Consider the following 9,912-nt stretch of genomic DNA (forward strand, 5'->3'; position numbering starts at 1 on the left):
TATCACCTGCACCTTGCAGCGGGAGCGGTGAACATCGGAGTGTCCTGGTAGCCGGTGCCGCCGATCGTCGTATAACGGATCGCGAGGCCGCAGAGGAAGAAGTTGACGAAGCTGCCATAGCCGCTGGCTCGCCCGACCAGGTTGTACGCCGTCGGCAACTTCGCCAGCAAGAGCGACAGTGTTTCCGAGTCGACATTGAGATTGCCTGCCAGCCTGTGCAGTTGGGCGATGTCTGCGGCGATGGCGGGGCGATTCTCCTGTAAGAGCTGGGCGACCTCGGCGGTACCCGCGTCGATGCGTTCCAGACCTGTGACGAGAGTGTCTCGGTCGCTGTCGAGACCGCTGACAACTTCCTGGAGGTCGACGACCAGCTTGTCGAATTGGTCACCGCGTTGGTCGATCACCGTGAGGGCGGAACCGAGATTCTCGATCGTCGAACCGATGGCCTGATCACGGTCGGCCAGCGCATTGCCGAGCGTGCCGATCTGCTCGACGAACCCGGCAATATTCTGCTCCTGACCGTTGAGCACTGCGATCAGCGACGCCGACAGTGTGTTCGTCTGGTCCGGATCCAAGCCCTGCAGCAGCGGCTTGAATCCATTGACGAGACTGTCGATATCGAGCGCCGGCGTGGTCTGAGTTGCCGGGATCAGGTCGTCTTCGGCTCGCACTCCGGATCCATCCGGCACCACGGTGACCTCGAGATACCGATCACCGACCAGATTCTTGTATCGAATCGCCGCGGTGGAACTGGTGAGTACGTCGACATCACGGTCGACGGTGAAGGCCACGAGGACCAGGTGGTTCGGAGCGAAATCCACCGACTTCACCTTGCCCACCGGCACACCGGCCACCTTCACGTCATCGCCGGACTTCATCCCCGAAGCAGAGGTGAACAACGCGCGATACGTGCGGGACGGCACGAAACGCATTTCGCCGACGACCACGACGAGCATGGCCGAGATGACCGAGGTGATCGCCAGGAAGATCACCAGCTTGAGTCCGGCGTGGCGGGCGATCATCGTGTCAGTCCATAGATCAGTGCGGAGAACGGGTTGCCCAGCAGATCCTCCGGACCGCGAATCGGCCCGTACACCGTTGTGCCGGTGTTGAAGTGGGTATGGCCGACAGGTGGGCTGTCCTGCGTGTAGGGGTATCCATAGCAGGAGGGAGCGTCATTGGCACCGTTCACGGGCAGATCCTTGGGGTAGCTATAGGGCGCGTCGCCCAACAGGACGGTGCTCAGGACGTTCAAGCCCGGCCTGCCGCCGCCGAGCGCGCGTTCGAGGAACTTACGATCCTGGTTGAGCGCCGACAGGAAGCACGGGAACGACGGCGACTGCTCGGCGAGCACCCGCAGGGTCGGTTCCAGCGCCTCGACAGCACCGATCAGCGGCGTCGACGACGCGTCGACGAACGCTTCGCCGGTATTTCCGAAAGTAGTGAACGACAGCAGGAAGGCGCTCAGGCTCGCCTGTTTCTCGACGATGGTGTTGCCGGTGGTGGACAGATTCCTGATCGTGTTCATGAAATCGGGTGTGGCAGCGGCGAAGGTGTCGAGGTTGTCGGCCAGGAGCGGGATATCGCGCTGCAATGTCGGAATCGCGTCATTGAACTGCGCAAGGTAGCGATCCGTGGTGACCATCAGGTCTCCGAAACGGCCGCCGTGGCCGTCGAGAGCCGTCCCGAGCGCGGTGAGCGTCGCGTTCACCTTCTGTGGCTCGATGGTTTCCAGAACCGCGAGCAGCGCGTCGAATGTGTCGTTCACTTCGACGGGCACCTTCGATCCGTCGATCACCGAGCCGTCGCTCAGCATCGTCGATGCCGGTACGTCCGGCCAGACCAGGGTGACGAACTTGCGCCCGAACAGGGTGGTGGGCGCTAGCTCGGCACCGACATTCGCCGGAATCCGTTGCGCCTGAACGGGTTTCAGGTCCAATGTCAGCTTCGCCCGATCGTTGTCGAAATCGACGGCGCTGACCCGGCCCACCACCACACCGCGGACCTTGACGTCCGAGCCCGGCTCCATCAGCAAACCGGCCCGATCCGAATACAGGTAGACCTGGGTGCTGGCGATGAAGTCCCCACTGCACGAGGCGATGGCACCCGTCCAGGCGAGGACGAATGCGACCACAGCGCTGATGCCGAGCAGCACGGCGCGGCGCTGGGAGATTCCCGGCCTCATCCGGACACCCGCACAGTCGAGTGGACGCCACCGTACACCGCGATACCGACGATCAGGTCGATGATCATGATCGCGATGAGGGACGTACGCACGGCACTGCCTACCGCCGTGCCTACACCCGCAGGACCGCCTGCCGCATGGTAGCCGTGGTAGCAGTGCACCGACATGATGACCACCGCGAAGATGATCACTTTCAACAGCGACCACAGCACGTCGGTCGGCACGAGGAACAGATTGAAGTAGTGGTCATAGGTGCCAGGCGACTGGCCGGACAGCACAATGCTGACAACCTGGGTCGAGGCGTAGCCCATGAACAGCGCAATGCCATAGAGCGGGATGATCGCGAGCAGCCCGGCCAGGATGCGGGTTGTCACCAGATACGGAATCGAGGGAATCGACATCACCTCGAGTGCGTCGATCTCCTCGCTTACCCGCATCGCCCCCAACTGCGCGGTGAACCCAGCGCCCACGGTCGCGGTCAACGCCACACCGGCCACCACCGGAATAGCCTCACGCGTATTGAAGAATGCGGAAATGAACCCGGACATCGCTTCGACTCCGACACGGCCGAGCGAACTGGATCCCTGCTGACCGACCTCGTAGCCGGCAGCGGCGGTGAGGAATCCGACGACAACGACAGTGCCACCGATCACCGCGAGCGCACCGGTACCCAGACTGACCTCGGCGATCAAGCGGACCACCTCGCGGCGATAGCGATGCAGTGTGCGGGGAATCCAGCCGATACCGTGCAAGTGAAACGACAATTGGTGACCGAGGCCCCCGACGGCCTTGCCAGGGCGTGCCGCGGCGGTGGTGAGCCTGCGCCCCCACGACTTCTGTCGCAGCAGCTCGGCCACGGCCGGCTGTTGGCTGGTGATGGTCATATCCGGTCCGTTCAGTGAAGCCACAGTGTGGTGATGATGGAGTTGGCGAGGAACAACAGCACGAAGCTGAAGACGACGGTCTGATTCACCGCATCGCCGACCCCTTTCGGGCCGCCCTTCGCATGCAGACCCAGATGACACGCGACCAGCGCGGCCAGCAGCCCGAAGATCCCGGCCTTGAGTTCGCTGACCAGCAGATCCGGTATCCCGGTCAACAGCGGAATCGCGGTGATGAACTGGCCGGGCGTCGCACCCTGGAGGTAGACCGCGTAGAGGTAGCCACCGGTCAGGCCGACTGCGGTGACCAGCCCGTTCAAGAACAGCGCGACAACCGTGGAGGCGAGCACCCTCGGCACGACCAGGCGATGTATCGGGTCGATGCCCAGCACCCGCATCGCGTCGATCTCCTCGCGGATGGTCCGTGCGCCCAGGTCCGCACAGATCGCCGTCGCGCCCGCACCGGCCACCACCAAAACTGTTGCTACCGGACCGATCTCACGAATCACAGCGATTCCGGCGCCGGCACCGGACAGATCGATGGCTCCGATCTCGTTGAGCAGCACATTGATCTGGAAGATCACCATGACGCAGAACGGGATCGCGATCAGCAAGGTCGGCACGATCGACACACTGGCGATGAACCACGCCTGATGGACGAACTCCCGAAATTGGAAGGGCCGCCGGGGCAGAGTCCGCAGGGTATCCAGCGTGGTACCGAAAAACTCTCCCACCGCACGCGGGACAACCTCCGCGGCGGACCGCGTTCTGCCCCAGCGGGCAGGCGAGGAGATCTCGCCTGAATCCACCATCGTTGAACCTCTCAGGTATCTGAAACTGATTGACCGGACCCGATCACACCGTTCTGGACTTGCCGACGACATTCGCCGCCACGAACTCACCGACGGTGAGATCGCTCGGGTAGTGACTTCGAGTGCGAATGGCGACCCCGGCCCCCGGCTTCGCCTGCCTGAATGCGCTGCCTCTCGCGCTATTGCTCGGACATGCCGCTGGACTCCTCTGACGTGCAGCCGAACGAAGTTTAAAACTTCGTTATGAGATGTGCTATCGGGACTGTAGTGGACTGCGTCACACAAGACAACCTTCCGGCGGCAACCACCCCCAGATTGCCCAAGCCGGCACGGCTGGATGATCCAGAGAGTCAACAGCAGACCTTGTTCATGGCCGCCCGGATGACCACTCCTCGCATCTCCCCGAGACGGGCGGTTTCGCCGAGGAACTGACCGTGCACCAGTTGGGTCACACGCCGGACCCAAGCCTGACGCCAGGTGTAGAACGTGGTTACGCCACTCGATTGCGCGCCGGGGCGGGCTCTATCCACACAGCAGTCCCATCCCTGCCTGCAGCAACAAGTCCTGCGATCAGGCCGACTTGGGCGAATGATCAAGACTGTATAGCGTCGACTCGACCAGCCAGCCCGGACAGGGAGGAACGCGGCCCCGATGCCGAAACCCAGCAAGGAAGCCGTCACTCGATTGACCCCCGAACAAACGATCGAGCGGCTGATCGAGGCGACCACACAACTACTCGCAGAGAAGGGTCCATCCCAGATCAAGGCCCGATCGGTCGCCGAGAAGGCACAGGTCTCCACGATGGCGGTGTACTACCACCTAGGAGGACTGCCCGAACTGCTGCAAGCCGTCATCGACCGAGGATTCCGGGACCTCGGCCGAGTTCTCGTCGCAGCACCTCCGAGCGCGGATCCGGTCACCGATTTGTTTGCGATGACGCTGGCCTACCGCAAGTTCGCCCGAAGCAGTCCGCACCTGTACGATTTGATGTTCGGACTGTCGACACGTGGAAGCTATCGACCACTGCAACAGACGCGTGCAGGATCCAGCCGCCGCTCCGCGGAATTCCAGGCCGCGTATGCTCACCTGGTCGAAGGGTGCGCCTACCTCGCGAGCAGCGGCCGAATCCGTAGCGGCGAGGACCTCGATGCGATGGCAGCGCAGTTCTGGAGCTGCGTCCACGGCTTCATCACGCTGGAACTCGGTGATCACTTCACCCAATTCTCAGATCCGGTTGGCCAGATTCTGCAGCCTATGACCGTCAACCTATTGGTCGGATTGGGAGATACCGCAGAGCGGGCGTACGCCTCGGAAGCCGCAGCAGCCGCCGTTGACTGCTGACGCTGCGCCACCGATCGATCCCCGACAGCCGCCCGATCAACGATGGCTGGCTTCGACGGAAGCCCTTGCTGCCGGTAGTGATCGTGGCTGGTGCGTGTCGAGCAGGGAGACGCTGCCCGATCCACGGCCGGGCAGCGCCCTTCTCAATGGACTACTTCGCTTTCGTTCAGGTCCGGCGCGACGAGTCCGAGCACGGCCTCGATTTCACCCAGCGCCTCGCCTGCATAGAGCGCGAGTCTTTGCATGTGCGGCAGCCGGTCTCGGCAGCCGACGAACCCGACGTTGAACTGCCCGGCACTGGAGATCACGGTGATGTTGAGCGCTTGTCCATGCGCCAACAGCGAAATCGGATAGGCCTCCAGCACCCGTGCGCCGTGCAGATACAGAGGTTCCCGCGAACCTGGGATATTGGATATCACCAGATTGAACGGTGGCCTGGAACGGCCCGCAGTTCCGATGATGTTCTGCAGGATGGAGGGACCGTTCGTCAGCACTCCATAGTAGTCGCCGACGAACTGGGGCAGGGCATAGAACTTCTGCTTTGCGACCATGGTCGACCGGCTGACGAGTCTGATCCGGTCGACCGGATCGGCGACCTCGGTGAACAGTTTTGCAACGAGCATTGCAATCGCATTCCCGCGACCGTCCCCCGTACGACGAAGCGAGACCGGCGTTCCGGCCACAAGACTTTTTTGCGGCAGCTCATGGAATTCGGCTAGATAGCGGCGCAGCCCGCCAGCGCAGATTCCGATGAACACATCGTTGACCGTTACGCCAAGGGCTGTCGCCACCCGCTTGACTCGCTCGAGTGGATAGGACTGAGTGGCAAATTGCCGCTCTCGGCCGATACGTCCGTTGAGGACCTCCATCCTCGGTACGCGAAACGGCACCGCGACTGCCGGATCGCTCGGGCGAATCGCATCCTTGAGGATCCTGCCGACGGCAACTCCGAGTCCGCCGACCAGTTGGAACCGTCTCCGGACCCGCGAGCGACGCCCCACCCTTGTCCGGATCCGCTCAGACGTCTCCGGTTCTGTCTGCCACACCGCGCGCAGCCGAGTACTTTCCGGGTCGACATCGAACATCTTGGCAATGCGTCGAGTTCCGTTGATGCCGTCCGCCAGGGCGTGGTGGACCTTGACGTAGATGGCGAACCGGCCGTCGGACAGACCTTCGATGAGGTGGCACTCCCAGAGTGGTCTGCGGCGGTCCAGCGGCAAAGAGTGCAGCCGGGATACGAGCACACCCAGTTCGCTTTGGCCGCCCGGTGCTGGCAGGGCCGAATGCCGGAAGTGGTAGTCGAGGTCGACCTCGTCGTCGGGTAGAACATCCCATGTCGGAGGAAACTTTCGCAGCGGCGAACGCGCGAGTCGATAATTGAATGGTGCCGTGAAGGTTGTGGCCTCTCGGAGCTGGACAACCAAATCGCGGATGAAGTCAGGGCTCGCGTCTTCCGGTCGGGACAATGTGACCAATATGCCCACATGAGCGGACACATCGCGTGAGTCCAGGGTAAGGAATGCCGCGTCCAGTACTCCGAGTCGCTTGCATTTTGTCATCACTATCGTTGATTCCATTCGTGGAAAGACGCTTCAGCGCGACGGACGTCGGCGGTTGGGTGGGTGCCTCGCAGGAGCGCCGTGTCGAGTGATAACAGCGGTCTACCCTTGCGCGCGGGGGGCAGCACCCAGAGGGAAGCACCGAACCGGCTGAAGCGTGCAGCGATGCCACTGACGACCGCGCGCTCGAACTCGGCCGGGCCGATGGCCAGGATAGAATCCGAGGGCTGTGCGATCCCGGCGGCCGTGTCGGTTTCGGCCGTCTGCCGGGGCTGAGCTGAAGTCATGTAGGTCACTCCGTATGTCTTTGGGTATCGGCGGCATATCTGCCGCCGGGACAGGGGGGAGCACGTTTCTCGGTGTGTACCGGAAACGCCCGTAACTGCGCCTTCAGCGCCGGAGGTGCAGAACGTGTCGAATTGCTGGATCAGACCTGCGGCCGTGCAGAGAATCTCGCCGAGGCAATAGACACTGGCCGGTGCGTCGATGCGATCATCAGAGCACAGACCACACGGGTTGCAAAATGCATAAGGTCGCTCCTTGATCGGGGGATGTCCGCGTTGGTGCCGCTCACCCTAAAGACGTCGCATTGTTCGGACAACGTTCCGACAGAACGAAAGCCGGGGCGCGATTCGTGCGGCGAGCACAAGTCGAACACCCCGATATCGCCACGCAGGTACTGTTCGAGCCCCGGATGGTATGTTCGGCACCTCTCAGCCACCTCCGCGAGCTCGCCGCCAGGGCCTCACCCTCCTGCTGCCTGAGAAACGCGAGCCGTAGGTCGGACATTTCGGCGCCGACTTCCTTGGTCGCCCGGACCTGCGCAGTTGTCACATCTGACCGGTACATCGGTGGCGGCTACACGGTGCTGCCGATGCACGGGGGCAGCTTTTCCCGCACCCACCGTCCAGGTTGGCCATCCACAATCGGCTGGAACCGAGACCGCGAGCAAGTACCCGGACGCCAGTGCCGGCGCCTGGCCACATACTCTGAATATCGCGGTATCCAAAATGGGTGCGTCGCGGTTAGGAGGAAGACCATGGCCAGAGTTGCGTCGGCGACAGGCAGGTACGGCGGCCGGTCTGCGACCGAGCGACGCACCGAACGTCGGGCCCGGTTCAGGGAAGCCGGACTGCAAGCCTTCGGCGCGGACGCCGGGTACCGGGATACCCGGCTGGCCGACCTATGCCAGGCCGCAGGGTTGTCGACCCGACAGTTCTACCAGGAGTACGACACCTTGGAGGACCTGCTCAGCGAGCTGCACCTGTACGTCGACAGCCTCGTCGAACAACACGTCCTCGACGAGGTCGCGCGGGTCGAGGACCTGCCGATGGCCGGTCGCGCGGGCGCAATGGTTCGCGCTTACCTCTCTTGCGTCATGCGCGATCCCCGCTGCGCTCGGATCGCGTTCGTCGAAGTCGCCGGAGTCGGCGCCCGAATGGATGCTCAACGCAGGCAGAGCCGGGCCCGCTGGGTCGATCTGATGTGCGCGTTGTTCGACAGGTTCGCCGACCGAGGCGAGCTCGCGCCCCGCGACTTCCGGCTGACCGCGGCCACCTTCGTCGGCGCGGTCGACGGTCTGATGAGGGACTGGACAGTAGGCTGGGTCGACGCCACCGTCGATCAGCTGACCGACGAGCTACTGCGGATGCTCCTGGGCGGGCTCGGTGCCACCGACACCCAGGCAATGGCAGAACCGACCGCCGCCTTGCCACCAGTGCGCCGCAGGCCTCGTAATCGCCGCGCGACGATTCTGCAAGCTGCAAATGACGCCTTCGCCGAGCACGGCTATCACCGCACATCCATGGCCGACATCGCCACAGCGGTCGGTACCACCAGCGGCGCGCTGTATCGACATTTCCGCACCAAGCAGGATCTGCTGGGTTCCTGCCTGCGCGAAGGGCTCGATATGATCCTGGACCGAGTCGACGTCGCGTGCGCGAATGGCGCACACGCCGACGCCGCCCTGCCCGCACTGGTGCGCGTATCGCTGGAAACGAGGGGGCTCGCTCGGCTGTGGCAGCTCGAGTTCCGCAGCCTGACCCCAGTCGACCGCATAGGCGTCCTTGCCCGATTGGTGCGGCTGACCCATCGGATCGGTGCGGCCATCCAGGCGCGCCATCCCGGCATCGCCACAGCGGACCGCGACGCGCTCGGCTGGGTTGTGCTATCCGTCGTCGCCAGCCCGTCCAACCATCGCACCCAGCTGCCCGACGACGCCTTCGCCCAGGTGCTCGACGCCGCCGTGGACGCCGTCATCGGCGCTGGTATTTCCCGAGACGACTGTGGCCCTACCATCACCGAATCCGAGGATGAGCCCCCAGACCCGGACTCCGAACTACGCACCGACCAGCTGATCGCCGCAGCCGCCCAATTGTTCAGCAAGCGCGGGTTCTCCGCCGTCAGCATGGAGGACATCGGCACCGCGGTCGGCGTGCGTGGCCCGTCGCTCTACCACCACTTCGATAGCAAGTCCGATCTGCTGGACGAGATCATCGACCGCAACAACCAATGGGTCCAGCAGTACACCGAACGCGCGCTCGCCGAGGGTAGCGATCCACAGGACTCGCTGCGCTTGCTGCTTCGGTACTACGTCCATTTTGCAATGGACAGAACAGATCTCGTCGGCACCGCAGTCAGTGAGGCCCGAAATCTGCCTGCCGACGCCGCCGCTCGGTACCGGCGTATCCATCGTGAGGGCATCATCGGCCTGGCACGCCTCCTGCAGTCAGTCCGCCCCGAGCTGACCCTGCCGACCGCCCGGGTGCTGATCCACGCCGTCACCACGGTGGTCAACGACGCGGTCCGCAATCCGCGGCTGACCCGGCGCCCCGATCTCCTCGGTGAGCTGCACACGCTCGGCCAGCGGATCGCCCTCGCTGAACTACCGGAGAAATAGGCTAACTGCGGATAACTTAGAACCTGTTCTACGCCAGTCTGGCCAGTTCACTACCTGGACATTACTGACGACCTGCCTTATCGGGTATTCACTTATGGTTGCGTAAACGCGGGTTCGTGCGTAATCATGGCTTCCGCGGCGCACATCGCGCAGTCCAGCACCCGCCCGTACAGAGCGGGTCCAGTCGAGAGGTGACGGTCCGGTGGGCCACTACAAGAGCAACGTTCGCGACCTG

General features: G+C 63.4%; 8 protein-coding genes. 2 read left to right on the top strand and 6 right to left on the bottom strand.

Annotation, left to right across the window (positions count from 1 at the left end):
- Positions 1 to 2: 2 nt before the first annotated feature.
- From IEY60_RS35065 to IEY60_RS35080, 4 genes are read right to left on the bottom strand one after another with little or no spacing between them, the layout of a single operon-like run.
- On the bottom strand, positions 3 to 1,022 hold the full coding sequence (locus IEY60_RS35065) for an MCE family protein (RefSeq protein ID WP_189034859.1): 1,020 nt from the start codon (positions 1,020 to 1,022) through the stop codon (positions 3 to 5).
- A complete protein-coding gene (locus IEY60_RS35070) occupies positions 1,019 to 2,155 on the bottom strand; it encodes an MCE family protein (protein ID WP_189034860.1) in 1,137 nt (378 codons plus the stop codon). Before IEY60_RS35070 ends, IEY60_RS35065 begins: the two co-directional genes overlap by 4 nt.
- A gap of 26 nt (positions 2,156 to 2,181) precedes the next feature.
- Positions 2,182 to 3,069, bottom strand: coding sequence for an MlaE family ABC transporter permease (locus IEY60_RS35075; RefSeq protein ID WP_189034861.1), 888 nt, complete (start codon positions 3,067 to 3,069; stop codon positions 2,182 to 2,184).
- Between the two features lie 11 nt (positions 3,070 to 3,080).
- Positions 3,081 to 3,878, bottom strand: a complete 798-nt coding sequence (locus IEY60_RS35080; RefSeq protein WP_189034862.1) for an MlaE family ABC transporter permease — start codon at positions 3,876 to 3,878, stop codon at positions 3,081 to 3,083.
- Between the two features lie 651 nt (positions 3,879 to 4,529).
- Here IEY60_RS35080 and IEY60_RS35085 point away from each other — a divergent pair.
- Positions 4,530 to 5,219, top strand: coding sequence for a TetR/AcrR family transcriptional regulator (locus tag IEY60_RS35085; protein WP_189034863.1), 690 nt, complete (start codon positions 4,530 to 4,532; stop codon positions 5,217 to 5,219).
- Between the two features lie 143 nt (positions 5,220 to 5,362).
- Here the strand turns inward: IEY60_RS35085 and IEY60_RS35090 are convergent, their stop codons facing one another.
- The gene (locus IEY60_RS35090; RefSeq protein ID WP_308426163.1) at positions 5,363 to 6,796 is read right to left on the bottom strand and encodes a WS/DGAT/MGAT family O-acyltransferase; all 1,434 of its coding nucleotides are present in this window, start codon (positions 6,794 to 6,796) and stop codon (positions 5,363 to 5,365) included.
- Positions 6,781 to 7,065, bottom strand: coding sequence for a hypothetical protein (locus tag IEY60_RS35095; RefSeq protein ID WP_189034865.1), 285 nt, complete (start codon positions 7,063 to 7,065; stop codon positions 6,781 to 6,783). The genes IEY60_RS35090 and IEY60_RS35095 overlap by 16 nt, the downstream gene beginning before the upstream one ends.
- Before the next feature lie 587 nt (positions 7,066 to 7,652).
- On the opposite strand from IEY60_RS35095, the gene IEY60_RS35100 reads away from it, so the two are divergent.
- On the top strand, positions 7,653 to 9,677 hold the full coding sequence (locus IEY60_RS35100; protein WP_189034866.1) for a TetR/AcrR family transcriptional regulator: 2,025 nt from the start codon (positions 7,653 to 7,655) through the stop codon (positions 9,675 to 9,677).
- The last annotated feature ends 235 nt before the right edge of the window (positions 9,678 to 9,912 follow it).

The sequence above is a fragment of the Nocardia rhizosphaerihabitans genome, from assembly GCF_014646295.1.
Taxonomy (GTDB): domain Bacteria; phylum Actinomycetota; class Actinomycetes; order Mycobacteriales; family Mycobacteriaceae; genus Nocardia; species Nocardia rhizosphaerihabitans.